This is a genomic window from Actinoplanes sp. TBRC 11911 (assembly GCF_012933445.1).
Classification (GTDB): domain Bacteria; phylum Actinomycetota; class Actinomycetes; order Mycobacteriales; family Micromonosporaceae; genus Actinoplanes.
On sequence record NZ_JABBNC010000026.1, the window covers coordinates 36,778 to 62,595 of the forward strand.

Below are 25,818 nucleotides of genomic sequence, written 5' to 3' on the forward strand. Positions count from 1 at the left end.
TTCCGATTCAATGGCTGGACTATATAGTCCATGATTTCCGAGGGGGCCGTGGTGCGACAGGATCAGGACCATGTGGCGGCACAGGCGCGGGCGTTCTTGCCGGACACGGCACGCCGCCGCACCGAGATCACCACCCGCGACTACACGTTCGCGTCCGACGAGCCACACCTCGGCAAGCCCGGTGAAGGGCCGACGCCCACCGAGTATCTGCTGATGGCCCTGGCGTCCTGCACGGCGCAAACGCTCCGCCAGTACATCGACTACAAGGTCGACTACGCGGGGGATGTCACCGTGGAGATCAAACACCACGAGGGCGCCGAACCGTATCTGGAGCGGACGATCATCCTCAGCGCGGAACCGGACCCCGACGATCTGGCGGTGATGCACGAGATCGCCGAGAAGTCGCCGGTGACGTTGCTGGTCCGTTTCGCCTTCAGCGTCCGGACGACGTTCGCCCCGACGCGGTGACGGCGCTCATCGGACGGCGTCGGCGAGCAGGACGAGGTTGAGGGCGCTCAGCAGGACGACCACCGCGGTCATGGCGATGATGACCGCGCGGCTGTTCACCTGCTCGCCCATGATCGAGCGCCGGCTCGTCAGCACCAGCAGCGCGACGAGCGCGAAGGGGATGCCGAACGAGAGGACCACCTGACTCAGCACCAGCGCGGTGGTGGGATCGGCGCCGGCGCACAGCAGCGCGACCGCCGGGACCATCGTGATCAGCCGGCGCAGTGTGACCGGCAGGCGGAAGCCGATCAATCCGTCCATGACCATTTGCCCGGCTACGGTTCCGACGCTGGCGGAGGAGACGCCGGAGGCGAGCAACGCGACGGCGAAGGCGAGCGCCGCGGCCGGGCCGATCACCTGACCTATCCCCAGATGTACGGCGTCGAGGGTGAGCGGTCCGCGGCCGTCGAACAACCCCGCCGCCACCGCGAGCATGCACACGTTGATCAGCCCGGCGAGCGACATCGCCAGGATGATGTCGAGCCGTTCGGTACGCAGCAGCCGGCGTCGCTGCGCGCTGGTCCGCCCGGCCGATCTGCTGGTCATCAGCCCGGAGTGCAGGTAGATCGCGTGCGGCATGACGGTGGCACCGACGATCCCGACGGCGATCAGCAGCGACTCGTGGTCGAGGCGACCGGGCAGTAATCCGGTGAGTGCGCCGGCACCCGGGTGCGGCGTCCGGACCGTCACATACACCAGACCGAGGCAGATGACGGCAAGAAGCAGTCCGATCATGACTTCGAACGGTCGTGGTCCGCGGCGCTGCAGCGCGATGATCCCGATCGCCAGGACTCCGGTGACCACCGCGGCCAGCCCGAGGCGGACGCCCAGCAGCAGGTGAAGCCCGAGAGCGGCGCCGACGAATTCGGCCAGGTCGGTCGCCATCGCGACGATCTCGGCCTGCGCCCACATCAGCAGCGACACGCCCCGCGGGAACACTTCCCGGCACAGTGCCGGGAGGCTTTTGCCGGTGACGATGCCGAGCTTCGCGGCCAGATACTGGATCGGCATGGCGACGACGTTGGCGAGAAGGACCACCCAGAGCAGCGCGAAGCCCGAGGTCGATCCGGCGGTGAAGTTCGTCGCGAAGTTCCCCGGGTCGACGTAGGCGATGGCCGCCACGAACGCCGGGCCGAGCGTGGCGATCAGACGGGGGACGCGGACAGGGCGGGCCGGGACACCCACCGTGTTTGTCGGCGGCACGAGTCACCTCCAGAAAGGCGGGCGAGCCGGGCGAACCGTGGGAGTCCCGGCCGTCGGTCAGGCGCTCGTGCGCAGCTCTCCGTTGACGCCGGCGGGGTAGAAGCCGCCCTTGTCGGCCTTGTCCGGGGTGAGGTAGACGATGTTGAGGATCTCGCCGGGGCTGCGGCTGAAGACCACACCGTTGGCGTCCGTGGGCACGATGTTCGCCGTGCCGTTGCGGACGATGCCCTGGTCGTCGTCGACGGCGCCGTCGAGCGAGTTCCGGGCGTTGGACAACTTCTCGACCAGCGGTGCCATGTCCCGCTCGAACAGCGACGTCCGGATCATCGACGCGTGATATGCCTCCGCGGCGAGCATCCCACCCGCCGCTTCCAGGTAGGTCTTGTTGGTGATCAGCGGGGCCGCCCCCTTGAACGCCGTCACGCCGACGTCTTCGAACAGGAAGGCGGCGAGCAGGAAGTTGTTCTCGTTCGCGTACGGGTCGAAAGTGTCGTGCGGGCCGACCAGCTTGGCGGCGCGGGCCGCGGCGGTGAAGCTGTTCCGGATGTCGATCGCCGGGCGGGAGACCGCGGTCGAACCGAGCGCCGTGCGCAGGAAGCCGACGTGGCCGAGTTCGTCGCCGGCGATCTCCTGGGCGTACTGCCGGATCCGCGGCGTCTTGAACGGCACCTGCCGGCCGCCGGTGACGTCGCCTCGCGTGCCTTTGCCGTGGGTCAGGTTGTCGGCGAGGCCGTGCCCGTGCACGGCGTACGAGTAGAACTCTCCCTCGAGGTATTCGAGGTTGAGGGCGAAGTTGAGGATCGCGCCGTCGCTGGGACCCGACTCGGCGGCCGCTGCCGTCGCGGACCGGCCCGCTTCGGCGGCGGAGGCCGGGGAGGCCATCAGGAACTTCGCGCCGACCACCCCGAGGCCCAGGGCGCCCGCGCTGGTCAGGAAGCGACGCCTGTCGTGCCGGTTCTCGGTACTCCGCGTGATCATTTCGTGGACCAGTTTCTTGCCGAACATAAGTTTCCCTTCACCATAACGGGACTATCTAGTCCAGATTAAGTTCGCGCGTAATCACCCGGCAAGCGTGTGCCTGATCTCAGATCATCGGCGATTAGGGATTTTCGTCCATCCGAAGTATCGCGGCACAAGCAACAATTTTGAACCGCATAGTCCCCTTAGATGGCGCCGACCGACAGCAACGGCAGGAGTGCGAGGTCGAGCGCGGCGTCGAGAGGCCGGCGGTCTCCGGCGAGCTGCGCCAGGGTGCGTCCGCCACGAAGCGCCGCGAGTATCAGCACGGCGGTCCGGTGCGCGTCAACGGACGGGCACTGGGTCTCGGAGCGCAGCAACCGCTCGACCGTTCCGGCAATCAGCTCGCGCCACCGATCGAGGAAGTCGGCCTGCTCACGCATGTCAGCCGCCGGTCGCAGCGCCAACGCGTACGGCGATCGCGGTGTCATGAGTTCCTGGACGACGTCGCGACGCCAGCAAGCCAGCATGGCCCGGTCCACGACTCCGGACAATCGGGCGTCCTCGCGAGCCAGAACCTCCGCGAAGTGTGTTCTCATCCGCTCCCCACGCGATCGGCAACCCTGGACCAGTTAGTCCACGCGGAGTCTAGACACCTGGTCTAACTTTGGAGGCCTACAGGCGTACGTAATCTGTCTCTCATTAGAACTGGACTTGACAGACCAGTTTCACGTTTGGAAGCCTGGCCATCGAATTCGCTCCGCACAAGATAGGAGAACCGAACCGATGGCCCAGCCAAACGGCAACTCGGAAATCACCAACGGCGATCCCGTACCCGCTGCGGTCATGCCGGCCGCGCTGACCAAAGCCCCTCTCGTCTTCGAGGACGGGGCGACCCAGGTCTTCAAATCGGACGGCAGCACCGTCTATGACGACCACGGGCAAACCGAGGAGGGCACGTGGTCGGTGGTGGAGGACGGCAAATACGCGTCCTTCTGGCCGCCCGCCTACCGCTCGACGTACGCGGTGAGCTGGATCGTCGAGGGGTCCGCGATCGTCGGTCTCACCTTCGTCGAGGTCGACAAGGGTGACCGGTACGCCGGGCGCTACCAATAGGCCGGCCCCGGTGATTCTTGGGTCAGGCCGCCCGGCGGCCTGACCCAAGCCGGGTACACCTAGGCGGACACGATGTTGTGGTTGTTCCGGAACATGTTGTCCGGGTCGAAGCGACGCTTGATCCGGACGAGCCGGTCGTAGCGGTCCGGGCCGTAGGCGAGGCGCATCTCCGCCGGCGTGACAGCCTCGTCCTTGGACAGGAAGTTCACCATCCGCCGGTCACTGGCCGACCACGGCTCGAGCGTGCGCACCAGCCGGGCGAGCCAGTCGCGCAGCACGTCGGCCTGGTCGGGGCCGCCGACCCCGAAGCCGAACACCACGTACGGGATGCCGCGCGTGGGCACGGCGTCCGGGACCGCCGGCTCCCGGTCGAAGGCGCCACCCAGGGCCCGGATCTCGATGCTCAGCAGCGGGTTGCCCGAGCCCGGCCCGGCGAACGCGACGAGCGCGTCGACCACCTCGGGCGTGATCTCGCGCAGCGTGGTCGTCCGGTCGTAGTACGGGATCGGCTCGGTCGGATCCAGGTGAATCAAGGCGTTCTGCCGGTACGGCAGCGTCTGGACGGCGTCGATCAGCACCGGCGCGGCCTCCCGGATCGGCGCGAACAGCCGCTCCCCGTCGGCAGCCGAGCCGAGGTTCGCGAAGCGCACGTGCACCACGAACGCGCCGCGCAGCGGCTCCGGCAGGTCCGGCACGGGCGGGAGCCGCTGAACGGCGATCGAGGTCGTCGCCGACTCCGGCAGCGTGGGTGCCCACGTCCGCCAGGCGTTCAGCACCTCGGCCATCCGGTCACCCGGGAAGAACACCCCGCCGCCGTAGAACTCGGTGACCGGGAACAGGTCGAACTCGATAGCGGTCACCACGCCGAAGTTGCCCTTGCCCCCGCGCAACGCCCAGAACAGGTCGGGCTCGCTCGCCGCGGTGACCTCGCGCAGGGTGCCGTCGGCGGTCACCACCTCAAGCTTGCGTACGTGGTCGGCCGCGTAACCACGGGAGCGCCCCAGGACGGGGCTCTGCCCGCCGCCGAGTGTGTAACCGATGACGCTGACCGTCGGGGCCGACCCGTTCAGCGGTGCGAGGCCGTGCTCGGCCGCCGCATCCACGACCGCCGCCCAGCGCACACCGGCCTCGACCCGGGCGGTGCGCGCGGCGGCGTCGATGCGGATTCCGTCCAGCCGGGCCAGGTTGATCATTACGGCACCGTCGGCGTCGCGTGCGGTCTGATGCCCGGTGGCGCGCACCGCCACGTGCAGCCGGTGAAGGGCGGCGAAACGGACCACGGTCTGCACATCGGCCACGTTGGTCACCCCGACCACGACGGCCGGCACCAGCGGATTGTTCAGATTGTTCGAAACCGCCTCGGCGGCATAGCCGGCATCGCCCGGCAGTAAAACCGGTCCGGCCACCGAGCCACGCAGTTCGGCGACGTCGATCTCGGTTGCGGAAGCAGTGTATGTCACCGCTGTATCCCCCCCAGGTTCATGGCATGTGGCAAACGCTATATTGGACTCTACAGTCCAGTGTTTTCGGGAGTCATCGGCTCAATCAGAGATGAAGCGCACACGGCCAGGTTCGGCCCGAGACCTATACTGGACTAGGGAGTCCATGGCGCCCTTCAGGCGAGGCGCCAATGGCGGGAGGGGTACGGCTTTCCCCCCGATCGCATTACCCCTCCGCTCCCCCGGGCCGGATCGACGACGTGACGCCGTTGGTCCGGCCCCCCTCTTATCGGGCGAGCGTCTTCTCGTCCGTCCCGATCGCAGCGGCCACGCTTTGTCGCAGCACCGGAAGAAGTTCGACGCCGAACCACGGGTTCCGGGCCTGCCAGCGGAAGTTGAGCGGCGAAGGATGCACCACCGGGATCAGATCCGGGAGGTAATCACGAAATGCTCGCACGGTCTCCGTCAGATTGCGCCGCGCTCGTGTGCCCAGGTAATAACTTTGGGCATAACTTCCGATGAGAACGGTCAGCCGGATGTCGGGCATCAGCCGGAGCAGTTGCGGATGCCACCGGCCGGCGAAGCCCTTGCGCGGTGGCAGATCTCCCGTCGCTCCTTTGCCCGGGTAATAGAAATCCATCGGCAGCACGGCGAACAGGTCCGGATCACGAAACTGCTGTTCGGTGACGCCGAGCCACTCGAACAGCTTGATTCCACTGGCGTCGTTCCAGGTCGTGTTCGATTCCTGGGCCTTCCGGCCCGGCGCCTGCCCGATCACCGCGATCCGGGCGCGGGGCCCCGCGGCGAACAACGGCAGATACCCCTGAGCGCGCATCCCGGCGTTGCCGGCGTCCTCGATGATCGCTTGACGGATCGCCTCGAAGCTCATGATCGCCGGTATGACCTCATGGCGGCCCCCGGGTGCTCGGAGTTGATGAGATCGGCGTACCCCGGGTTGTGCTCGATGAAAGTGCGCACGATCGGGCACACCGCGGTTACCGTCCTTCCCCGCGCGCGCACGTCGTCGAGGACACGCCGGATCAGCTCGGTGGCGACGCCCTGTTTACGGAACTCGGGGAACACCGAGGTGGCGAACAGAACGAGCCGGCCGTCCGCGACGACGTCGTAGGGCAGGCCGCCGATCGCCTTGTCACCGACGACGGCCTCGTAGACGCCGGCTTTATCGTCGTTGACGAGGTCGAAGTCGAATGCCGGGGTATGTGGACCGTCGATGACCTCATCGATGAGGGCCGACTGTTCCGGACTGAGGGTGCCGTCGCGGCTCGATCCGGTCGCGTCGGTCATGCGGTGTCCCTTCGTGTGATCATCCGTCCCGGAGTTCCTCGTGCTAACGAACGCGAATGATCGTCTTGCCCTGGCGCCGCCGGCTCGGGTTGAGGGCCTCGACGGCCTCCTCGAGGCTCCCGACGTTGCCGATGTTGGTCCGTAGCCGTCCGTCCCGCACGCGCTGGACGATCTCACCCAGCTGGGCACGATCGGACTCGACGACGAAGTCGACAGCCATGCCGTCCTTCGGTCGCGCCTCGGCCGGCCCGGTGACGGTCACCAACGTTCCCCCGGCCCGGATCAGGGCCGCGGACCGCTTCTGGATGTCGCCGCCGATGACGTCGAAGACCAGATCGACGCCGCCGACGTCGTCGAGCGTGTCGTTGTCGAGGTCGACGAACTCGTGCGAGCCGAAGGCGAGCGCCTTCTCGCGGTCGGCGGCACGTCCCGTACCGATGACGTAGGCACCGGCCTCGCGGGCTAGCTGCGTCACCATCGTGCCGACCGCACCGGCCGCGCCATGCGCGAGAACGCTCTGCCCCGCCTGAAGGTGACCGTGCTGGAACAGGCCCTGCCACGCGGTGAGGCCCGAGATCGGAAGGCTCGCGGCCACCGTGAAGTCGACGTCGCCCGGCAGCGGGGTGAGGTTGCGGGACTCGATCGCCACGTACTCCGCCAGCGTCCCGTCGCGGTGCCAGTCGGAGAGGCCGACCACCCGCTGCCCCACCGACAGCCCCGTCGTGCCGTAGCCGCGCGCGGTGACCACCCCGGCCAGCTCGTGCCCGATGATCGACGGCGTCCGGTCGCGACCGGCACGATCGGTCCACGTCGAAGACCACTCCACCTCGGTCGGAACGTATCCCGACGCGTACACCTCGACGATGACGTCGTTGATCGCCGCCGACGGCTCGGGCCGCTCCACCAGCCGCATCCCCGCCGTCCCCGCGGCCTGATCCGTTACCACGATCGCCTTCATCGGGCGCCTCCCTTGTCTGATCGCGCGGCGGACGCCGTCCAGCTCGCGGTGATCTCGAACCGGCTGTCGAGACACTGATACATTCTAACCGTGGGATGGACTAAGAAGTCCAGACTTGAGTCGGCTACGACACGGTATGAGTGTCGATCGGAGAGCCGAGTTCGATGGTGCGCGAGACGGTGCAGAGCCGGTCGTGCGACAGCTGGGCCGCGCGCGGCAGCACCTCCCGGGCCGCGTCGCCGTCGGCGCCCTCCGGGAAGGCGGCGGCCAGCTCGACGGCCAGGTTGACAAGCCGGTTGCGGCCGGCCTCGTCACGAATCTTGTCGGCGGTGACGTGCGCGGAGAGGCTGTCCGGCTCGGCGCGCTTGCTGACGATGTAGTCGACGTCGGCGCTCGTGCAGCTGCCGAGCGCCGCGAGCAGCAGCTCCACCGGGGTGAAGTCGGCACCGTCGCCGTTTCCGACGGTCATCGTGCCGCCGCGGACATTGCGCACCTCGTAGTGGCCGAGGCTCGTACGGTGAAGGGTCACGGAGCGCGCCGTCGGCGCCGACATCCGGGGGTCGTCTGGCATGTCCGCGAGCATATACACGACGCCCGAGAATGGACCATGTCGTCCAGTTTGTGACGTTCGTCATCCGCGTTGACGGAAGGTCTCGCCGGTGCGTCAGCCGGACATGACAAAGGCATACGTCATCGGCGCCTCGCTCGCGGGCCTGCTCGCCGCCTCGGCCCTGGCCGGACGTTTCGACCAGGTGGTCGTCCTGGACCGTGACAAGCTGCCGGACCGGGCGGCCCCGCGTCGCGGGGTGCCACCGAAAGCGACCGCCGTTTCCTGAGCGGGCAAAAGCCCGAGGCGTCACGAACTGGAATTCTTCAAGACCCGGTGCTGGCGGCCGCGTTTCTGCGGGTATCGCAGCTCGTCGACCCCCCTTCGCGACTCGCTCAGCCGGACATAACCGAACGGATCGCGGCGCTAACCGGTGAATCCGGCACCGCTCATTTGTATCCGGGCTGTTCTCGGCACCGAAACCGAGACGAAGCTCATAGCACCGTGACGCCGCCTTCCGCGAGACTGCGCTGGACGGCACCGAATGACGGAAAGGGGAAGCAGCAATGACCAACGGAATCGATCATCACGATGGTGATCCGGTCACCCCGGATCGCATCCCGGCCGCTCTGACCGCCGGCGAATTCCGGTATGACGACGGCGCCACCCAGACCTTCACACGGTCCGGCACCACCACGTACGTCGAAGGTGGTCAACCCACGAACGGCGAGTGGTACGTCGACGACGACGGGCAGTTCTGGTCTTTCTGGCCGCCGACCGAACGAACACGCTACGAACTGACCTGGCTGGTCGAGGACGGACGTTTCAGCGGCCTTCGATTCAACGGCGTCGGCAACGACATGACCTTTATCGGTCGCTACCGCGAACAATCCGAGCAGTCCGAAGATCTGGCAATCCTCGAGCAGCTCAACCTCGACTACATCCACTCGGACGAGAACAGCGACGCCAAGCGCTTCAGCGAGTTCCTCGCCGAGGATTTCCTCACGCAGACCCCGGGCGTGACGCGCAACCGCGACGAATACCTCGAATACATCGCCAAGCCGCGCCCTATCAAGGACATCACGCTGGACGACGTCCGGTTCCGCATCCTCGGCGATGTCGCGCTGATCCACGGCGCGGTCACCTACACCATCATCGCGACCGGTGAGCGTCAAGACGCGCTCTACACCGACATCTACCAGAAACGCGAAGGCACCTGGCTCTGCGTGGCGGCCTGCGCGATCGCCCCCGGATCCTGACCCGCCGTCGCCCGCGGCAATGAGATAGGTCGCAGTTTTTTGGACTATGGAGTCCACGGATATCGCGGATCGGCGGTTAGTATCCGGTGATGACCCTCGGGCGCGGGCCCGCCTGTCACGTGTACGGAGACCCATGACGCAAGCAGCGGTATCAAGGCGACTGAACTGGCGGATCGGCACCGTCACCGGGATCCGTGCGGAGACGCCGTCGATCCGGACACTGGTCCTCGACGTTCCCGACTGGCCGGGTCACCTCGCCGGTCAGCACATCGACGTCCGGCTGACCGCGCCGGACGGCTATCAGGCGCAGCGCAGCTACTCGATCGGCTCGGCGTGGAGTTCGCCGCCCGGCACGGTCGAGCTCACCGTGCAGCGCCTGGACGACGGTGAGGTCTCGCCGTACCTGACCGACACCGTCGAGGTGGGTGATCAGGTCGAGCTGCGGGGCCCGGTCGGTGGCTGGTTCGTCTGGCGCGAGACCCAGACCCCGCCGGTGCTGCTGATCGGTGGCGGCTCCGGCGTGGTGCCGCTGATGGCGATGATCCGGCAACGGTCGCTGGCCAAAGCCACGCAGCCGTTCCGGCTGATCTACTCGGTGCGCACGCCCGAGGACGTCTGCTACGCCCAGGAGCTTCGAGATCGCGTACGGGATGAGGCCGGCCTGGACGTTCGATTCGTCTACACCCGGAAAGCCCCCGAGGGTTGGGCCGAGCCGCCGAAGCGCATCGACGCGGCGACGCTGAACACCTACGGCTGGCCGCCGGAATTCATGGCGGAGACGTTCGTCTGCGGTCCGACGTCGTTCGTCGAGACCACCGCCGACATCCTGATCGCGCTGGGCCACGATGCGCGCCGGATCCGCACGGAACGATTCGGAGGCAAATGATGAACATGCTCGACGGCAACGCCCTCGCCGGCGACCTCGACGACATCTTCACCGTCGACGTGACCACGGCGCGCTTCGTGTGCGCGACCTGCGGCCATTCCGGCGCGATGGCCACCCTGCGACTGTTCGGCCGCACGCCCGCCTCGGTGGCCCGCTGCCCCTCGTGCACCGAGGTGGTGCTCTGCCTGGTCAAGGCGGACGGCCGCGTATTTCTCGACACGCGCGGCATCGCTCGCCTGGAACTGCCGATGTCCGGCGCTTGATCGAGCTCTCGATGTGGCGCGCGATGCACTATTCCCGCCGTCGTTGTCACGGTCACCGGGGTCGACATAACCTGGACTATCTGGTCCAGTAGGGTGGATCTACGACGTGGCCGGAAGCCACCGCGTCAAGGGAGGGTCATGAGCGGGAACACTGTCACAGTCACCGATGCCTCATTTCACGACGAGGTGCTGCGGGGCGACCGGCCGATCATCGTCGACTTCTGGGCCCCGTGGTGCATGCCGTGCCGGCTGATCGCACCGGTGCTGGAGGAGATCGCGCAGGAGCAGGCCGGCAAACTCACCGTGGCCAAGCTGAACGTCGACGAGAATCCGGTGACCGCCGACGCGTACCAGATCCAGTCCATTCCGTTCATGGGCGTGTTCTCCGGCGGCCAACTGGTCAAGTCGATCATCGGGGCGCAGCCGAAGCCGGCCATCATGGCGGAGCTCGCGGAGTTCCTCCGATGACGGCCGCCTTAGCTACCACCGTACGGCTGCTGTCTGTCCGTGGTGGTGTGTGGTGACCGGGCCGCGGGAGAATGTCAAGATTTTCGGGCTTCGCCCGGTGGAGGCGGTCGCCGGACTCGTCCCGGCCGGCCGGCACTGCGTGCCCATCATGGCGACCCTGCCGACGCTCGGCATCGACACCGGCGTCGTCGGCATCCTGCACGGCGCGGACGGGGTGCGCATTCTCGACCCCGAGCCGCACGGGATCGGTCAGCGGGTGCTCAAGTTCTTCGAGAGCTGGGGCTACCAGTCCGAAATCATCAAGTTGTACGACGAAGGCCTGCGCAAGGGTGAGTCGATGGTTGTGGTGCCGACGTCCTATCCGGGCCGGATCGGGGTCAGCAGCCTGATGGCCGGCAACGGCGGCCACGCCGTCTACTATTTCGGCGTCGGACACGTGGAGTCGCTGACCGGTCCGTGACATCCGGCCGATTCGTACGCCCATCATTCTGCGCTGTTTCCCTGGATCCGCGGGACCAACGACGGCATCCGCACGACGCGAGGAGAACCCATGACCGGCTATGCGGCCACCATTTGCGAGGTACCCGGTGAGGGCATCCGGCTCGAGCCGGATGACGGGTCTGCCGTTCCCTCCGACATCAACGCGACGCATCTTCTGGTCCTCGGCATCGCGCTCGCTCTGGGGCGGGCCGGCTACGACCATCACGCCACGCCGCGAGATCCGTCGATACAGACCCTCGAGGGAGTTCTCGATGGCCAGGCCGTGCTTCCGTGGCGATTTCCGCCGGGGTCGGCCGACGCCCGGATCATCTGCGACATCGACCAGGCCGGTGTGCCGCGTTGCCGGGTAATGACAGCGGCCTGAGACAGCTCAGATCTGTGGCCGGATCGATCCGTCCGCGCCGAATCGGGGGCGGGTGGCCCCGAAGTCGTCCGCCGAAAGTTGTTCTACCAGCTGACGGCCCCGCTCGTTCGCGCTGTCCCGAATCGGAAGGCCGATCGAGTTCATCTGCGTGGACAGAAAACTCCCGGACACGTACGTGCCGTCCTTCTCGAGGCTGACACGCAAAATCCCGCCGTATTTGAGCAGTCCTCGCGACGACAAGGCTTTTCCACCACCCGCGAAGTTGCCCATGCTGTATGCGATCAGCCGGCCGCGATAGAACTGCATACCGCGCAGCACGTGCGGACTGTGCCCGATGATCAGGTCCGCTCCCGCATCGATCATCGCGTGGCTGAACGCGATCGGGTCACCGCGGTCCTCCCCCAAGAAGATCTCATGACCGGGCCGTACGTGCTGCCGGTCCATACCCTCGGCGCCCATGTGAACCTGCAAGACGACCAGGTCGGCCTGCCGCTTGGCGGACAGAACGATCTCCCGCGAATGCCGCAAGTCGTTGAGGTTGTTCAAACCCGCATACGGCGCGAACCCGACGACCGCAATTCTGACGCCCTTGACCTGGGTAACCGTGATCTCGTCGAGCTTTCCCGTTGCCAGAACTCCCGCACTCTTCAGCGCCGCTCGCGTGTTTCGCGCGCCCACCGGCCCGTAGTCCAGCGTGTGATTGTTCGCCGTGTTCACCAGATCGAACCCGGCGTCGTGGAGATGCCGCGCATAGGACGGCGGTGACCGGAACGCGAAGCAGTTCGGCGTGGGCGGCGATCCGCACTTGGAGGCGCCGGTGTCACCGGTGAGCGGTTGCTCAAGGTTGCCCATGACGAGGTCCGCCTTGAGCGACGAGGCGACCGAGTCGAAAAACCCGGCGCCGTTCTCCGGGGGCAGATTTCCTGGCGCGTTGCTCATCATGATGTCGCCGGTCGCCGACATCGTGATGACGGTGTTCGCCGCCGACGGCGAGCTCATCGCGCGGTGATCCCCCACTACACCGGGCTGATGCAGGCCATAAGCAACGGTTCCGGTACCGAGAGCGATCAACGCCGCCGGAACAATCGCTATTCGGAAAACCTTCATGACCTCGGTACTCCCCGCTGTATGGGCGACTGCGCCATGCGAGAGACTCAGTACCGGGCAGCTCTTCACCGGGAAGTGACAGCGATCATAGTTTTTTGCTTCGAGGGTCTCCGACCGCCGCATCGATATGCGCTAGCGCCATGTCGATTGACGTTGCCATCGCGGTAGCGTCACGCGCTACTCGCGCCAATGTGTACCCGCCCTGGAGCGCGCCCATGAGCCCGGTCGCCAGGTCGTCGATCGACACGTCGGGCGGAAGCGACCCAGCGCCTTGAAGCCTCCGCAACACGTCCGCCAGCAGTTCCTGCCATTCGGCGAAAAGCCGGGACAGGGCGAGACGGGCGACATCATCGTGGTCGGCGACCTCGGAGGCGAGTGACCCGAGCGCACAGCCGTAGGCGCCTTGCCGCAGCGCGTTGGCTTGTACCAACGCATCCCGCCACCGGCGCATGCCCCGCATCGTCGACACGCGGCCGAGGGCATTGCGCTCCCGCTCGATGACCCGCTCACCCATGAATTCGATGACGGCTCGCACGAGCGGGTCCTTGCCCGCGAAGTGCTGATAGAGCTGCGATTTGCTGACGCCACTCGCCGCCAGCACGTCGTCCAGCGTGGTAGCCCCGACCCCTTTGACATACATCAGGTCAGCCGCCGCGGCGACGATCCTGGCCTTCGTCCTCGCGCCACGCGCCGTCAACCGCCTGCCACCGAGCGCGTCGGCGGTGGTCATGAGCCCGCGCAACGTATCGAGCTGCTCATTTCCGGCCACCCATGGTCTCCTCGCGCGGTACTGCTACTCGGTCCCGTTCGGTAGGTGTTACGACCGCCGGCCGGAATTGTTCTGGGACGTGAACACAGTCACGCGAGAAAGCGGTTCAGCGCTTTCGAGAGGTCGTCCTCGCGATGGTTCGCGGCTCCTATCGTCTCGGGCTGTCTCCCGCGCACCGCACCCGCAATCAATACCCTTGGTGGCCCCTCGTCCAACATCCGGTCGTCGACATGAGCGTGCAGTCCGCCGGTCGGTTTCGCGTTACGCCCGGCGGGCTCGGGCCAGAAGCCGGCGCACGTTGCGCGGCAGCTCGAAGGTCGGGTGGTGTGGCAAGGTGAAGCGGTGATCAGCAACGCCGGGCTGCTGGAATTAGTGATCAACCATGCGTCGCAACAGGGTGACATCGACTACGACGAGATCGCATCTACGGTCGAGGCGCTGGCCGGTTCCGGCGACGACGACTTGGTGCACGACGCTTTGGATCGTTTCCTCGAGCAGGAGAACTTCTACGGCCGTGATCTGATCGCCGGCGTGATGGCCGCCGTCATGGGACAGCGGCGCTACCGACGCTGCTGCTGGCCGCCGGCCGCGATCTGCCGAGATCGCCGAATTGTTGGACGCGGACCGGCAGCGCTGCCGCCAGCTGATCCTCGAACTGATTCACAGTGACGTACCCGAACGGCGCCGCGCAGGGCTGCTCGCCCTCGGGCCAGTCGACGACGCCGAAGACATCGAGATCCTGGCGCGAGCCGCAGCTCACCCGGATCCCGACGTCCGGCTCACCGCCATCGAAACGATCGTTGATCCCTCACATGACGATCGGGCATTTCGCATTGTCGTCAGCGCCCTGCACGACCCGGACGAGCAGATACGCATGACGGCCATCACCCGGCTGGCCGCCAGCGCCAGACCCGACGCGGTAACAGCGCTCACGAATGCCGCGACCGACACCCAACCCCGGGTACGAGCAAGAATCGCGTACGCACTGGGCCGCCTCGCCAGCACATCGGCCACACCGACGCTGTTGACTCTTCTCCGCGACACCGACGACCGCGTCCGAGACCAAGCCCGCGACGCACTCGGCTCGATCGGCGACCCGGCCGCTATCGACGCCCTGCTCACCGAGGCCACCAGCCCGGACAGCCGGCTCCGAGCACAAACCGCGAAGGCGCTTGCCAAAGCCGTCGACATCGACCCCCGCGCCGCGCCGCAACTCATACTCCTGACACGCGACAACAACCCGATGGTCAGAGCCGCCACCCTCAGTGGGCTCGCCACCGTGACGGGCTCCGCCGCACGCTGGTCGGCGTTGGCCATCGCCCTCGCCGACGACCCCGACACGACAGTTCGCCAGCGCGTAGCGGTGGTCGTCCACCACCTCGCACCCGACGACGCCAGCACCGTCTTGCATCGCCTCGCCAACGATCCCGAAGCCATCGTGCGGCAAACGGCAGCCACGCACCTGCCTCACTGAATTCGTCGGCTGTCTCGAGCCCGACGACGATGAAGCCCCACAGCCCTGACGTTGCACACGGATCGCGGCGTGAGAGTCGCCTTCCGTGAGCTGGTAAAGACGAGCCGATGAATAGCCGCAATTGGCGTGCCGACAATTGTCTTGTGTGGACGGTTATGGTTTCTGAGGTTGGCACGATCGTTTTGATGCGAGGCCGTCTGCGGGGCGGGAAAATGTATTCATGCGGTACCAGCAGCTTTCCTTGTTCACCCGGCCGGTGACGGCTGCTATGCGTGACCGCACTAAGGCACGAGCATATTCGCCGGGAAAGGACGCGTTTCGTCGTGAACAGGCACGGCGGCGGTCTTGGGGGTTAGCGCGCCGGCACGCGCGTAAACTGTGCCGGGCGCATGGCTGTTCCGACGAATGCGCGATCATCGGCCTGCATGACCTGGCCGAGGCGGTCCCGCCGTTGATCTGGCCCGCCGAGGCAACCCTGACCCAGCGCCCGGCACCAGCGGCAGCCAACCAGCCGGATAGAGCCGACGTGCCCACAAGCCGTGCCGTACCGGCAGGCTCCCCGGCCCCGGAAGCCATGCCGCATCGTGCCCGGCCTGCCGGCCCGGATGGACGAGCGGCGCCGGCGGGTCACCCCGATAACGTAGCCCGCCGCGACACCGGTCGGCACCGCGAACTCACCAGTCACGCCCGGCCGGTAGACCGCGCCGCACCCCGCAACCCGGCCGCACCCCGCAATCCGGCCCGCATCCGCAATCCGGCCGCACCCCGCAGTCCGGCCGCACCCCGCAATCCGGCCGCACCCCGCGATCGGCCGCACCCCGCGATCCGGTCGCCCCACCCAACCCGGCCGTGCTCCGCAACCCAGCCGCGCCGCGCGAGAGTCGAATCGCACCCGCGCAGCGTGGCGACCCGCACAGCAGGCCGCCCCCGCCCGCGGCGGGCATGCTGCCGGCAGACGAGAGCGCCTCCTCTGCCGGCCGCATGCTTGCACCAGCGCGTCGCGGCCACCAGCACGGGAGGCGACCCACGTCGACGCCGACGGCGGGCACGGCAATCAGACCACCGGCTCTGCGACGACTCACACCCGCCCACCACATCGTGCCCGTATCCCGCCGTCATACCACTGGCACACGACAACGGCCCGGAAAAACCCGCCACCAACCCGCCTGCCCGGATCAGCGCTTAAAGCCGCGGAATGTCGGACCAAAGGACCGCGGACCGCCGCGCGCCAACGTTTCCGTTCGACCACGGCGAACACCCCTTTCAGCGGAACAGCTGTGCGGTCCACCCCGGCAGTTCAGGGCCTGTCGCCATGCGTTGCACGCACGGCTATCCGAGCAATTCGCCGCACTGATCTCGGCAAATCCGTACGTTTGGGTTAGGTTACGGCGGCCATGTAGGCGGTGAGGAGACATTGGAGCATGGGTGCCGCGGCCGGCTTCCTCAACCGGCGAGTGGCGGTGTCGAGGCATTCGTTTCCATGTAGAGCCGAGTACGCCCGACCTCTTGCAGGATTCGGCCTGCTTCATCAGTCGTCGGCCTAGTAGTGGATCATGCCCTGGTGTGACGGTTTCTGATCCGCATGAACGGCCCTCGGGCGACCTGATCAAGATCTGGTTCAAGTTTGTGCCGCGTGCGGGCTGGTTGCCCTATGACACCGAGGGGCTGTGGGCGACCCAGCTGAGCGACGACACGGCTCGGCTGGAGAACGTTGCCTTCCTTCAGGACGGCGTCGCGCGAGAAGACGTGGTCCGGTTCATGACCGATGCCGAGGGCCTGCGCTGGGCAAACGGCCGGGTGCAGGCTTCCGGGCACTGTGTTGTCCGTACTGCCGATGTCTTCGGGTCCGCTGGGTCCGAACGCGTCAGCCGTCCACGCAGCGTTCGCGGACTTCCGCCTCGCCGGCGAGGTTTTCAGCGCTGAGTTGCCCCTCGTCGCGTTCGACGTTCCTGCTGACGCCGACTTTCCCGGGATCAAGCGGGTGCTCGCGGACGGCAAGTCGAGGGGCTGGTGGCATTTCGAGGTGGGATGCGCGACTGACCGTTGGTGGAGCTCCTAGCTCGGCGGGCCGACGCCGCAAGCCGCATCGACGAGGACGCCCAAGCAAGGCGAACCACGCTACCTGCACGACGACCCGAGAAGCCCCGTGCCGGCGCCCGGCCGGAGTAGCCGCAGATCGGCAGGCGTCGGCCCGATGGCAGCCGAGGTCGTTTCGTAGCGCCGGCGACCGGGTTCGACAGCGCGGGCGGGCATTGCCGCGCTTCGCCGAGCCGGTCGCGTGACACCGTCGACCCGGCAGGAAGCGTCATGGAAGCCATGTCGGCACCCACCGCCGCGCTGCGACGCCAGAATGTGGGATCCGCGTCCGTTGTGCGTAACTGTTCAGCTGGTTCCGTCGGCCGGGAGTCCCCGTGCGAGGCGACGCCGCCAGGCCCGGGCAGGCCCCAGCTCCCCACAGTGGCCGCCCCACCCGGGCGTGGGGAGCCGCGACGCCGAGGAAGTTGCGGTTGCCCACACCGCAGCCAACCCCACCCCCGTGTGGGCAGCCGCGACACCGGGAAGGTTGCGGTTGCCCACACCGCAGCCACCCCACGCCCGGTGTGGGCAGCCGCGACACCGAGAAGGATGCGGTTCCCCACACCACAGCCACCCCCCACCCCCGTGTGGGCAGCCGCCACGACCGGAAGGTCCCGGCTCCCCACAGCGACGGCCCGTGCAGGTCCGCCGTGCAAGGAGGCCAACTCATCGGAGCGTGAGCGGCGCGAGAAACAGCTGAACAGTTCCGTTGTGCGGGATTGGTGACCACATGGTGGCAGCGCGTCCACGACGTGAGATTCAACCGGATCAACGCCCGCCGGCGGGGCTGGACCTGACGGGTGCATCCCGGCGCAGGGCGCCCGATCTGAGGGACGATCGCGCCGGCGCGAGAGGCCGCGCGACTGTCCATGATGGAAACGGGCCAGGCCGGTCAGGCCGGTCGGTTGTACTCGTGGAAGCCCACGGCCTTCCCGTCGCGCACCATGACGTGGATGCAGTGCCGGGCCTCGTACGGCTGGCCGTTGACCTCACCGCGCGCCCAGTTCTCGAACACGACCCGGTCCTCGCCGACCGTGACGCCGACCTCCTCGACCTCGTCGAAACGGGCCATTCCCGGCTTGAACATGCTGAAGAACTCGACCAGCTTCGCGCGGCCCTCGGTTCCGGTGAACCGGCCGCTGCCCGGGGCCGGCACAATCACGTCCACCTCAGGCCCGAAAAGGTCGAAGAAACCGTCCCACACGCCCGACCCGAATGATTCGTTCAGGGCGTCGTAGGTCTTCTGGGCAATTTCCCGTACGTCACTCATCGTTTTGCTCTTCCTGAGGTGTGTGCCGCGCCACCATCCACGCGGCGTCAACGGCCGAGTCAAGGCTATCGGCGGACGGCATAGACTGAATACGCGAAACTACGCGGTTCTTGTGCGATCCTCCGGAATTCGAGTGGGAGTTCGAGTGGACCCTCTGTCCCAGCTGCTCGCCCTGTCGAACATCGAGGGCGCGGTGTCCGCCGAGCTGCGCGCCGGTGGTGACTGGGCGATCGCGTTCCACGGCCAGCGCCACGTCAAGTTCGGGGTGGTGGTCTCCGGGTCCTGCTGGCTGACCGCCGACGACCTCGCCGAGCCGATCCGGCTCGGCCCGGGCGACTGCTACCTGGTCGTCGGCGGCCGCGACTACCAGCTCGCCAGCGACCTGAACCTGCCGCCGGTGCGCTCGGACCTGGTCTGGACAGGGGGCGAGCCGATCGCGGTCGTGGGCTCCGGCCGGGACGCCCGGCTGATCGGCGGCCGGCTGTTCTTCGACCGCCCCAACGCCAGCCTGCTGGTCAACGCGCTTCCGCCGGTCGTGCACCTGCCCAGCGACTCCGGCGAAGCGGGCGTGCTCAGCGAGACGATCAGGCTCCTCACGTACGAGACGGAGCAAGCGAGACCCGGGCAGTCACTCATGCTCGAGCAGCTCGCCCGGATTCTCCTCATGCAGGGCCTGCGGGCACGCCCGGCAGTCAGCGCGGAGGCGGAGCCCGGGATCGAGAAGGCCCTGGCGATGATCCACGACGACGCCGCCCGCACCTGGTCGATCGACGAGCTGGCCCGGGCGGCGACCATGTCGCGCTCCACCTTCGCCGGCAAGTTCAAGGCGGCGGTCGGCGAAAGTCCCGGGCGCTACATGCTGTACCTGCGCATGCATTCGGCGAAACAGATCCTGCTCAATACCGGACGCACCATTTCCTCGGTCGCCACCGAATGGGGTTACGGCTCGGAGGCCGCGTTCAGCGCCGCATTCAAACGCATCATGGGTGCGTCGCCACGCAAGTATCGAGAGTGAACATGCGAGGACGGCCAGGTAAACGTTGAGACCGGCCCTGAATCCTCACTGGACACCGACGTTCTCACGCCGACGTTGATCATCAGTCCAGAATGAGGTGGTGGGTCATGGGCACACAGCCCAGCCGTCGCACATTTCTCAAAGGCACCGCGGCCGGCCTGGCCGCGGCCGGCGTCAGCGGCCTGGGGATGCAAACCCAGGCGTCCGCGGCCGGAACGCAACCGACGACCAAACCCCGGCCGACGGTGGCCGTCCTCGGTGCCGGGATCGCCGGGCTGACCGCGGCGCAGGAACTCGCCGAGCGGGGCTTCGCGGTCACCGTCTACGAGCGTCGCTCCCTCGTCGGCGGCAAGATCGCCAATCCCCCGGTGCCCGGCACCGGAAAGGGCGGCCGCAAGGACCTGCCGGGCGACTACGTGTGGCGGGCCTTCTTCGGCTTCTACCGCAACCTCAACGACACGCTGAAGCGCATCCCCTACGCGGGCAACGCCAACGGCGTGTTCGGCAACCTGGTCACCACCGGCGAGCTGGAGTTCGCCCGCAACCGTGCGCTCCCCGAGCTGCACGTCCCGCTGGCGATCTCGCCGCTGCCGGCCGGAGCGCTTTCCCCGGCCGTCCTGCTCCAGGTCGTCCAGGGGCTCACCGGGGGTGCGCTGCAGCTGCCGGCCGACGAGGCCGCGGTGTTCGCCCAGCGGCTGCTCGTCTACATGACCAGCTCCGAGCAGCGGCGGCTGGCGCAGTGGGACGCCACCACCTGGCTCGACTTCACGCGCGCGGCCGGAAAGTCGCAGGATTACCAGAACATCCTCGTCGAGGTGTTCGCCATCCTGACCGCGACGAAGGTGCCGGCCGCCAACGCCCGTACGGTGGCCGGGATCTTCGAGAATTTGGTCTACAACATCCTCGGCCGCAACAACGACGGTGCGCAGACGGACATGGTGCTGAACGGTCCGACCACCGAAACTCTCACCGGTCCCTGGGAGACGTACCTGCGGGGCCTCGGGGTGCAGTTCCGGCTCGGATACACGGTCGAGGATCTGGTCCTGAGCAACGGTGTGATCACCGCGGCTCAGATCCGTGACCCGCGCGGCGTCAGCCAGAAGGTCCCCGCGGACTCCTTCGTCTGCGCGCTGCCCATCGAGAACGCCCGCCAGGTGTGGAACAGCAAGGTGCGCGCCGCCGACCCGCGCCTGGCCACCGCGGCGACCTCGCTGACGACCGCGGTCTTCCCGAGCCTGCAGTTCTTCCTGAACCGCCCCAACCCGATCGCCAACGGCCAGGTCTTCCTGTCCGACAGCCCGTTCCAGCTGAGCACCATCCAGGAGTCCACGTTCTGGGACCGGAAGATCCCGGCCGAGTACGGCAACGGCGCCGTCGCGGAAACCCTCCCCACGCTCGTCGGCGACTGGGACACGAAGGGCATCCTCTTCGGCAAGCCGGCCCGCCAGCTCACCAAGGACCAGCTCGCGCAGGAGGTCTGGGCGCAGCTCAAGCAGAGCCTCAACGACTCGGGCCAGACCGTGATCGACGACAAGTCGCTGGTCTCGTACGCGGTGGACCCCGGCCTGACCGGGCTGGGCGGGCCGAACCCGCAGAGCGACAAGCAGCTGGTGACGCACCCGACCGGTTCCTGGCAGAAGCGGCCCGTGACGAGGACCGCCATCCGGAACCTCGTGCTGGCCGGCGATTATGTCCAGGTGCCGATCGACTCGGCATCGATGGAGGGCGCGAACTCGTCGGGACGCCTGGCCGCGAACGCGATCCTGGACGCCACCGGGTCCACGGCGACCCGCGCGGTGGTCCAGGACATCTACAGCGCACCCGAGTTCGACGTCCTCAAGCAGGATGACGAGCAGCGCTTCAAGGCCGGTCTGCCGAACCAGTTCGACGTGTAGCAACACCAGCCGGGAAAGGGCGGCCCGGGTCCGCCCTTTCCCCCGGTTGGTTACCAGACCCGTACGCGTCCGGTGCCGGATGTCAGTGCCGCGACCGGTCCCGCCGCGGCCGGCGAGGTGCGCCGCGCACCCACCAGGTCCACGTCGATGACCGCCGGCGTGCCGTCCGGCTCCTCGAAGTCCGCGTCGGCGAACCGGACCCGCGGCAGGTCGCGCCCGCCGACCACGCCGACCCGTACGGCGTCGAACGAAGCCGGCAGGTCGGTCTCGAGGTAGACCGCGTCGCCCTCGTCCACCACCGTCACGGTCGCGGCGCCGAAGACGTGCGGGCCGTCCTCACCCGCGAACGGACGCGCCCCGGCGGCGTACACGTTGTCGCGCGCCCACACCGGCTGCAGCACCTCCAGGAACTTCTGGTGGTCGCCCGATCCCTGCGCCGCGATGCGCTCCAGGAACTCCTCGAAGGACGCCGGGTACTCGTCGTAGCCGGCCAGGCCGTAGCCCGGCGCCGCCTTGCCGTCACCACCTTGCCCGTACGCCTCGGCGAGCTCGCCACCCAGGAAGATGTTGCCCACGTACCGGTCGTCGCCGCCCCGGATGAACGCGTAGCCCGACACCTGCGTGCTGTGCGGCCGGTGGTACGGCGTGGCCCGGTCCATCACCGGCTCCAGCCGCACCGTGCCGGCGAACAGGTTGCCGACGAACGCGCCGCCCTGGCTGAACGACTCGTACGACGCGCGCGAGCCCAGCACGTTGTGGTCGACCAGGAACGGACCGTGGCTGACCTCGATGAACAGGTCGCGGTTGTTGTTGTAGAACACGTTGCGGGTGACCCGGGTGCCCTGGGTCTGCCAGTCCAGCCAGGTGCCGAGCGAGCAGTCGTGGATCCGGTTGTGCCGGATCTGCACGTCGATCGCGGCGTGCAGCTTGATGCCGCCGATCTCGTAGCCGTAGAACTCACGCTTGAGCGCGATGTTGTAGATGTGGTTGTCCTCGATGGTGGAGAACACGCAGCCCAGGTGGCCGACGACGCCGTTCTGCCCGCAGTCGTGGATGGTGTTGCGCCGGACCACGTGCGAGCCGATGTGCTCGCGGTCCCAGCCGATCTGCCGCGCCGAGAACACGGACTCGAGCTGGTACTGGTAGCCGGGCTTGTCGCCGCGCTCGGTCGCGTAGTTGTGCCCGGTCGACGCCTCCTTGCCGAGCGAGACCGCCGAGCACTTCGCGTCGTGGATGTCGTTGTCCTCGATGATCCAGCCCTTGGCCCAATTCGGTCCGATGAGGCCGGGCTGGTCGGCGGTCGGCGGCGTCCACGGGCTGGCGGCCTGCGCCAGTTCGAAACCGCGCACGGTGATGTAGTCCAGGTGCGGCACCAGCGGGTAGAAGACCGACCGGCGTACATTGATCTCGACTAATTCGGTGTTGGGGTCGGCGCCTTGGAAGTTGGCCCAGATGGTGGTCTCGGTCGCGCCCACCTCGGCGTACCAGACCAGGCGGGTCTGCTCGGGGTCGCGCACCCGGTCGGGCACGGCGGTCCAGTTGTCGAGCACCTCGGTGCGCAGCGGCGGGTCGTCGAGCTCGGCACGCCCGGCCACCTCGTAGAAGCTGCGCCCGTTGAGGTAGACGTCGCCGAGGTGCTTGCGGGGCGCGCCGTCGGGATAGACGATCCAGTCGCCGGCGATCTCCTCGGCGAACGGGTTGAACTCGCCGAACAGTGTGTTCGGCACGACCGCGCGCCACACCGGCCCGTTGTCGCGGGCCCAGTCGATGACCCGCTCCGAGCCCTTGATCACGACGTGCTCGCCGTCGGCCGCCGTGTAGGTGATCCGGCGGGTGTCGCTCAGCCCGCCGCGCCGGGGCGTCACCCACTCCCGATACTCGCCCTCGTGCACCACGACGGTGTCGCCGGGCCGCGCGGCCTGCGCCGCTCGGTTGATGGTGCGGAACGGCTGCTTCGCCGAGCCGTCCGCGTCGTCGGAACCGGTGGTCGCCACGTGTAGCTCGGAAGTCATGGAGGCAACGTAAGTTGCGAAAAATTCGGTGTCAAGCCGAAACATTTCGGAACAGGATCACACACGGTGGCCGACGGCGCTCCCGATATCGCCTGCGTTCGCAGGCAGATCTTGGCGGGCAAGGCCCGGAACTTCCGGCCACCCCATTTCCCGTACGCCCGTTGCCCGTGCCGCCGATCGCGGTCCGTCAACCACGTGTCACGGAGTGGTCCGGTGATCCACAACACAGCCTTTCCGGAGTGCAACGTCGCGTCCCTACCGGGCGTCTTGAACCGAGAGACGTTCACCTACGGCGAGGACAGGGTGCATGGCGAAGTTCTGGGCGGCGGTTGCGACCGCATTGGTGTTCGTCACTGCCGGATGCCACGGCGCCGACCACGGTCCCGCCGCGGCCGGAAGCGCGAGCTGGGAAGCGCAGCCGTCGCCGTCCGCCGTGATTCCGACCGCGCCGCCCCCGGACGCCGCAACGGTGGCGCTGGCCGAATTGCCGGCCAATCTGCGGAGCCGCATTCCGCAGTTCGGGCCGCCGCCCCCGCCGGAGAAGGTGACGCTGCCCCAGGACGGCACCGCCGGCTGGTTCAGCAGCATCCCGACGAAGCAGAAGATCGCCTTCATCACCATCGACGACGGCTGGGAGAAGAACCCGCAGGCGGAAAAGCTGTTCCTCGCGGCACACGTCCCGATCACGCTGTTCCTCGAGGTCAACGCGATCAAATCGAACCCCGGCTACTTCAAGCCGCTGGCGGCCGCGGGCGCCACCATCGAGGACCACACGATCAGCCACCCCAATCTGCGGGGCCGGTCGTACGCCTTCCAGAAGCACGAGATCTGCGGCGGCGCCGACCAATTGGCGCAGTATTACGGCCGCCGCCCGGTGCTGTTCCGCCCGCCCGGCGGCACCCACGACGCCACCACGTTGAAGGTGGTGCACGAATGCGGCATGAAGGCGGCCTTCTATTGGAAGGAGACCACCGACCACGGCGTCGTCTTCTTCCAGGAAGGACACACCGTCAAGGCGGGCGACATCATCCTGATGCATTTCCGGCCGCGTTTCGTCGACGACTTCCTGGCCGTGCTCAACGCCATCCACAAGGCCGGCCTGACTCCGGCCCGGCTGGAGGACTACATTCCCTGACCCGGCCGGGTTAGATTTTCGCTATGTCCGTCGCGGAAGGGGCGTTAGCCGTCGCGGTCCTGTTCGCCGGGCCGTGGTCGGGTCTGCTGGCGATGCTGACCACCATCCTGCACCCGATGCTGGCGGCGATGGACGGCCGCGGTTTCCGGCTCTTCCTGGGCTCGTTCCTGAGCTTCGCGCGCAAGGCCTGGTTCAACTACGCCTGCTCGATCGGCATGGGTGTGGCGCCGATCGTCGCCCTGGTCGCCTTGTGGGACGACCGGTCCGGCGCCGCGTTCATCCTGACCGCGATCGGCTGGGTCCTGGTGATTCTCGGCGTGTACGTGGTCGCGAACGTGTGGAAGGAACCGCACTACGACGTGATGCTGTCGTGGAACCCGGAGGCGATGCCGCCGGACTGGGAGCGGGGCCGCCGCCGCTATTTCACCCTCAACTGGATCAACGCCGGCTCGACGTGGGCGGCGTTCGCCCTGTTCCTGGGCGCCTTGCAGACGGTGTGACGCTCACCAAGGCCGCTGTCGCAGACCTGAGTACGCTTCCGGGGTGGCTGCGGTGTCCGGATTCGGTGGGGTCGAGATCGCGTACCAGGAGATCGGTGTGGGCCGGCCCCTCGTGCTCATGCACGGGATGACCGTCAGCGCGGCGATGTGGCGGCGCCGCAAGCAGGCCGAGACCATCGCGGCGAGCGGCTACCGGGTGATCCTGCCGGACTTTCGCGGGCATGGGCGCAGCGCGAAGCCACGGGATCCGGCCGTCTACCGGCCCGACGTGCTGGCCTACGACAGCCTCGCGCTGATCGAGCAGCTCGGCCTGGCCGACTACGACCTCGGTGGTTACTCGCTGGGCGCGCGGGTCGCCGTACGGATGATGGTCCATGGCGCGACGCCCCGGCGCGCGGTTCTCGCCGGTCACGGGATGCGGGGCATCACCGGCGACGGAGGCTCGACGACCGCGCTGCTGCGGCGCATCTTCGCGGCGGCGGGGACGTTCGAGCCGGACTCGGCCGAGGAACGCATGGAGCGCTGGCTCCGGTCGACCGGGGTGGACCTGGTGGCGCTGGAGAACGTGCTGGACTCGATCGTCGCGACCACCCGGGACGAGGTCGCCGGCATCGACGTGCCGGCGCTGGTGCTGGTGGGCGCCGAGGATGAGCGCGCCGCGACCGCCGGGGAGCTGGCGACGGCCCTGCCGCACGGCACCCTGTCGATGGTGCCCGGCAACCATGTCACGGCCCCGATGGCGCCCGAACTGGTGGCGGCGATCATCGAGTTCCTCGGGCGCGCGTGAGCCCG

General features: G+C 67.7%; 28 protein-coding genes and 1 pseudogene. 17 read left to right on the plus strand and 12 right to left on the minus strand.

The features are described from left to right. Positions 1–30: 30 nt before the first annotated feature. Positions 31–468: an OsmC family protein gene (locus tag HH310_RS29165; protein WP_169178898.1), complete on the plus strand. Its 438-nt coding sequence runs from the start codon at positions 31–33 to the stop codon at positions 466–468. Between the two features lie 6 nt (positions 469–474). On the opposite strand, the gene HH310_RS29170 is transcribed toward HH310_RS29165, so the two are convergent. The 3 genes from HH310_RS29170 to HH310_RS29180 form a co-directional block, all read right to left on the minus strand. Continuing rightward, positions 475–1,710 (minus strand): Nramp family divalent metal transporter, encoded by a 1,236-nt coding sequence (locus HH310_RS29170; protein WP_312034394.1) that lies wholly within the window; start codon positions 1,708–1,710, stop codon positions 475–477. Positions 1,711–1,767: 57 nt separating this feature from the next. Then, a complete protein-coding gene (locus HH310_RS29175; RefSeq protein ID WP_248294524.1) occupies positions 1,768–2,688 on the minus strand; it encodes a ferritin-like domain-containing protein in 921 nt (306 codons plus the stop codon). Positions 2,689–2,873: 185 nt separating this feature from the next. Beyond that, positions 2,874–3,266 (minus strand): hypothetical protein, encoded by a 393-nt coding sequence (locus tag HH310_RS29180; RefSeq protein WP_169178900.1) that lies wholly within the window; start codon positions 3,264–3,266, stop codon positions 2,874–2,876. A gap of 187 nt (positions 3,267–3,453) precedes the next feature. On the opposite strand from HH310_RS29180, the gene HH310_RS29185 reads away from it, so the two are divergent. Then, complete coding sequence (locus tag HH310_RS29185; protein WP_248294525.1) at positions 3,454–3,783, plus strand: hypothetical protein; 330 nt, start codon at positions 3,454–3,456, stop codon at positions 3,781–3,783. Between the two features lie 59 nt (positions 3,784–3,842). Here HH310_RS29185 and HH310_RS29190 read toward each other — a convergent pair whose 3' ends face one another. The 5 genes from HH310_RS29190 to HH310_RS29210 all read right to left on the minus strand — a co-directional run bounded on the left by HH310_RS29190 (position 3,843) and on the right by HH310_RS29210 (position 8,056). Then, on the minus strand, positions 3,843–5,243 hold the full coding sequence (locus tag HH310_RS29190; RefSeq protein ID WP_169178901.1) for an FAD-binding oxidoreductase: 1,401 nt from the start codon (positions 5,241–5,243) through the stop codon (positions 3,843–3,845). A gap of 265 nt (positions 5,244–5,508) precedes the next feature. Beyond that, positions 5,509–6,111, minus strand: coding sequence for a uracil-DNA glycosylase family protein (locus HH310_RS29195; RefSeq protein WP_169178902.1), 603 nt, complete (start codon positions 6,109–6,111; stop codon positions 5,509–5,511). After that, the gene (locus tag HH310_RS29200) at positions 6,108–6,527 is read right to left on the minus strand and encodes a GNAT family N-acetyltransferase (protein ID WP_169178903.1); all 420 of its coding nucleotides are present in this window, start codon (positions 6,525–6,527) and stop codon (positions 6,108–6,110) included. Before HH310_RS29200 ends, HH310_RS29195 begins: the two co-directional genes overlap by 4 nt. A 43-nt stretch (positions 6,528–6,570) precedes the next feature. Further along, positions 6,571–7,485, minus strand: coding sequence for an NADP-dependent oxidoreductase (locus tag HH310_RS29205; protein WP_169178904.1), 915 nt, complete (start codon positions 7,483–7,485; stop codon positions 6,571–6,573). A 124-nt stretch (positions 7,486–7,609) separates the two neighbouring features. Next, positions 7,610–8,056, minus strand: coding sequence for an OsmC family protein (locus HH310_RS29210; protein WP_248294526.1), 447 nt, complete (start codon positions 8,054–8,056; stop codon positions 7,610–7,612). Positions 8,057–8,144: 88 nt separating this feature from the next. Here HH310_RS29210 and HH310_RS29215 point away from each other — a divergent pair, with 88 nt between their 5' ends. The 7 genes from HH310_RS29215 to HH310_RS29245 all read left to right on the plus strand — a co-directional run bounded on the left by HH310_RS29215 (position 8,145) and on the right by HH310_RS29245 (position 11,773). After that, positions 8,145–8,321: a hypothetical protein gene (locus HH310_RS29215; RefSeq protein ID WP_169178905.1), complete on the plus strand. Its 177-nt coding sequence runs from the start codon at positions 8,145–8,147 to the stop codon at positions 8,319–8,321. A 277-nt stretch (positions 8,322–8,598) separates the two neighbouring features. Continuing rightward, positions 8,599–9,291, plus strand: a complete 693-nt coding sequence (locus tag HH310_RS44205) for a nuclear transport factor 2 family protein (protein WP_248294527.1) — start codon at positions 8,599–8,601, stop codon at positions 9,289–9,291. 133 nt (positions 9,292–9,424) lie between these two features. Beyond that, positions 9,425–10,177: a ferredoxin reductase gene (locus HH310_RS29225; protein WP_169178906.1), complete on the plus strand. Its 753-nt coding sequence runs from the start codon at positions 9,425–9,427 to the stop codon at positions 10,175–10,177. A gap of 5 nt (positions 10,178–10,182) precedes the next feature. Continuing rightward, positions 10,183–10,440 (plus strand): DUF6510 family protein, encoded by a 258-nt coding sequence (locus HH310_RS29230; protein ID WP_248294528.1) that lies wholly within the window; start codon positions 10,183–10,185, stop codon positions 10,438–10,440. Positions 10,441–10,578: 138 nt separating this feature from the next. Then, complete coding sequence (gene trxA / locus HH310_RS29235; RefSeq protein WP_169178907.1) at positions 10,579–10,908, plus strand: thioredoxin; 330 nt, start codon at positions 10,579–10,581, stop codon at positions 10,906–10,908. Between the two features lie 52 nt (positions 10,909–10,960). After that, positions 10,961–11,368 (plus strand): hypothetical protein, encoded by a 408-nt coding sequence (locus HH310_RS29240; RefSeq protein ID WP_169178908.1) that lies wholly within the window; start codon positions 10,961–10,963, stop codon positions 11,366–11,368. 90 nt (positions 11,369–11,458) lie between these two features. Next, positions 11,459–11,773, plus strand: a complete 315-nt coding sequence (locus tag HH310_RS29245) for a hypothetical protein (protein WP_169178909.1) — start codon at positions 11,459–11,461, stop codon at positions 11,771–11,773. A gap of 6 nt (positions 11,774–11,779) precedes the next feature. On the opposite strand, the gene HH310_RS29250 is transcribed toward HH310_RS29245, so the two are convergent. Both HH310_RS29250 and HH310_RS29255 read right to left on the minus strand, forming a co-directional pair. After that, the gene (locus HH310_RS29250) at positions 11,780–13,003 is read right to left on the minus strand and encodes a CapA family protein (RefSeq protein WP_248294529.1); all 1,224 of its coding nucleotides are present in this window, start codon (positions 13,001–13,003) and stop codon (positions 11,780–11,782) included. Further along, positions 12,966–13,649, minus strand: a complete 684-nt coding sequence (locus HH310_RS29255; protein ID WP_312034395.1) for a TetR/AcrR family transcriptional regulator — start codon at positions 13,647–13,649, stop codon at positions 12,966–12,968. The genes HH310_RS29250 and HH310_RS29255 overlap by 38 nt, the downstream gene beginning before the upstream one ends. 342 nt (positions 13,650–13,991) lie before the next feature. On the opposite strand from HH310_RS29255, the gene HH310_RS29260 reads away from it, so the two are divergent. The 3 genes and pseudogenes from HH310_RS29260 to HH310_RS29270 all read left to right on the plus strand — a co-directional run bounded on the left by HH310_RS29260 (position 13,992) and on the right by HH310_RS29270 (position 17,182). Continuing rightward, positions 13,992–14,318: a hypothetical protein gene (locus HH310_RS29260; RefSeq protein WP_169178910.1), complete on the plus strand. Its 327-nt coding sequence runs from the start codon at positions 13,992–13,994 to the stop codon at positions 14,316–14,318. Then, on the plus strand, positions 14,260–15,123 hold the full coding sequence (locus tag HH310_RS29265) for a HEAT repeat domain-containing protein (RefSeq protein ID WP_169178911.1): 864 nt from the start codon (positions 14,260–14,262) through the stop codon (positions 15,121–15,123). Before HH310_RS29260 ends, HH310_RS29265 begins: the two co-directional genes overlap by 59 nt. Positions 15,124–16,749: 1,626 nt before the next feature. Further along, positions 16,750–17,182, plus strand: a pseudogene (locus tag HH310_RS29270) (DUF4265 domain-containing protein). Between the two features lie 909 nt (positions 17,183–18,091). On the opposite strand, the gene HH310_RS29275 reads toward HH310_RS29270, so the two are convergent. Further along, positions 18,092–18,469: a nuclear transport factor 2 family protein gene (locus HH310_RS29275; RefSeq protein WP_169178912.1), complete on the minus strand. Its 378-nt coding sequence runs from the start codon at positions 18,467–18,469 to the stop codon at positions 18,092–18,094. Between the two features lie 145 nt (positions 18,470–18,614). Between HH310_RS29275 and HH310_RS29280 the strand changes: the two genes are divergently transcribed. Next, positions 18,615–19,484, plus strand: a complete 870-nt coding sequence (locus tag HH310_RS29280; RefSeq protein ID WP_169178913.1) for an AraC family transcriptional regulator — start codon at positions 18,615–18,617, stop codon at positions 19,482–19,484. A 107-nt stretch (positions 19,485–19,591) separates the two neighbouring features. Next, positions 19,592–21,379, plus strand: coding sequence for an FAD-dependent oxidoreductase (locus HH310_RS29285; protein ID WP_169178914.1), 1,788 nt, complete (start codon positions 19,592–19,594; stop codon positions 21,377–21,379). A 50-nt stretch (positions 21,380–21,429) separates the two neighbouring features. On the opposite strand, the gene HH310_RS29290 is transcribed toward HH310_RS29285, so the two are convergent. Beyond that, positions 21,430–23,391: a right-handed parallel beta-helix repeat-containing protein gene (locus HH310_RS29290; RefSeq protein ID WP_169178915.1), complete on the minus strand. Its 1,962-nt coding sequence runs from the start codon at positions 23,389–23,391 to the stop codon at positions 21,430–21,432. 307 nt (positions 23,392–23,698) lie between these two features. On the opposite strand from HH310_RS29290, the gene HH310_RS29295 reads away from it, so the two are divergent. The 3 genes from HH310_RS29295 to HH310_RS29305 are packed head-to-tail and all read left to right on the plus strand — an operon-like array spanning position 23,699 to position 25,813. Further along, the gene (locus HH310_RS29295; protein WP_169178916.1) at positions 23,699–24,526 is read left to right on the plus strand and encodes a polysaccharide deacetylase family protein; all 828 of its coding nucleotides are present in this window, start codon (positions 23,699–23,701) and stop codon (positions 24,524–24,526) included. Between the two features lie 23 nt (positions 24,527–24,549). Continuing rightward, positions 24,550–25,026: a hypothetical protein gene (locus HH310_RS29300; RefSeq protein WP_169178917.1), complete on the plus strand. Its 477-nt coding sequence runs from the start codon at positions 24,550–24,552 to the stop codon at positions 25,024–25,026. 43 nt (positions 25,027–25,069) lie between these two features. Continuing rightward, positions 25,070–25,813, plus strand: a complete 744-nt coding sequence (locus tag HH310_RS29305; protein ID WP_211192761.1) for an alpha/beta fold hydrolase — start codon at positions 25,070–25,072, stop codon at positions 25,811–25,813. The last annotated feature ends 5 nt before the right edge of the window (positions 25,814–25,818 follow it).

Bases quoted from the DNA above. Each gene is read 5' to 3' on its own strand.
- HH310_RS29165 (WP_169178898.1), top strand. From the start codon at position 31: ATGATTTCCGAGGGGGCCGTGGTGCGACAGGATCAGGACCATGTGGCG.
- HH310_RS29175 (WP_248294524.1), bottom strand. From the start codon at position 2,688: ATGATCACGCGGAGTACCGAGAACCGGCACGACAGGCGTCGCTTCCTG.
- HH310_RS29180 (WP_169178900.1), bottom strand. From the start codon at position 3,266: ATGAGAACACACTTCGCGGAGGTTCTGGCTCGCGAGGACGCCCGATTG.
- HH310_RS29185 (WP_248294525.1), top strand. From the start codon at position 3,454: ATGGCCCAGCCAAACGGCAACTCGGAAATCACCAACGGCGATCCCGTA.
- HH310_RS29195 (WP_169178902.1), bottom strand. From the start codon at position 6,111: ATGAGCTTCGAGGCGATCCGTCAAGCGATCATCGAGGACGCCGGCAAC.
- HH310_RS29200 (WP_169178903.1), bottom strand. From the start codon at position 6,527: ATGACCGACGCGACCGGATCGAGCCGCGACGGCACCCTCAGTCCGGAA.
- HH310_RS29205 (WP_169178904.1), bottom strand. From the start codon at position 7,485: ATGAAGGCGATCGTGGTAACGGATCAGGCCGCGGGGACGGCGGGGATG.
- HH310_RS29210 (WP_248294526.1), bottom strand. From the start codon at position 8,056: ATGCCAGACGACCCCCGGATGTCGGCGCCGACGGCGCGCTCCGTGACC.
- HH310_RS44205 (WP_248294527.1), top strand. From the start codon at position 8,599: ATGACCAACGGAATCGATCATCACGATGGTGATCCGGTCACCCCGGAT.
- HH310_RS29225 (WP_169178906.1), top strand. From the start codon at position 9,425: ATGACGCAAGCAGCGGTATCAAGGCGACTGAACTGGCGGATCGGCACC.
- HH310_RS29230 (WP_248294528.1), top strand. From the start codon at position 10,183: ATGCTCGACGGCAACGCCCTCGCCGGCGACCTCGACGACATCTTCACC.
- trxA (WP_169178907.1), top strand. From the start codon at position 10,579: ATGAGCGGGAACACTGTCACAGTCACCGATGCCTCATTTCACGACGAG.
- HH310_RS29245 (WP_169178909.1), top strand. From the start codon at position 11,459: ATGACCGGCTATGCGGCCACCATTTGCGAGGTACCCGGTGAGGGCATC.
- HH310_RS29250 (WP_248294529.1), bottom strand. From the start codon at position 13,003: ATGCGGCGGTCGGAGACCCTCGAAGCAAAAAACTATGATCGCTGTCAC.
- HH310_RS29275 (WP_169178912.1), bottom strand. From the start codon at position 18,469: ATGAGTGACGTACGGGAAATTGCCCAGAAGACCTACGACGCCCTGAAC.
- HH310_RS29285 (WP_169178914.1), top strand. From the start codon at position 19,592: ATGGGCACACAGCCCAGCCGTCGCACATTTCTCAAAGGCACCGCGGCC.
- HH310_RS29290 (WP_169178915.1), bottom strand. From the start codon at position 23,391: ATGACTTCCGAGCTACACGTGGCGACCACCGGTTCCGACGACGCGGAC.
- HH310_RS29295 (WP_169178916.1), top strand. From the start codon at position 23,699: ATGGCGAAGTTCTGGGCGGCGGTTGCGACCGCATTGGTGTTCGTCACT.
- HH310_RS29300 (WP_169178917.1), top strand. From the start codon at position 24,550: ATGTCCGTCGCGGAAGGGGCGTTAGCCGTCGCGGTCCTGTTCGCCGGG.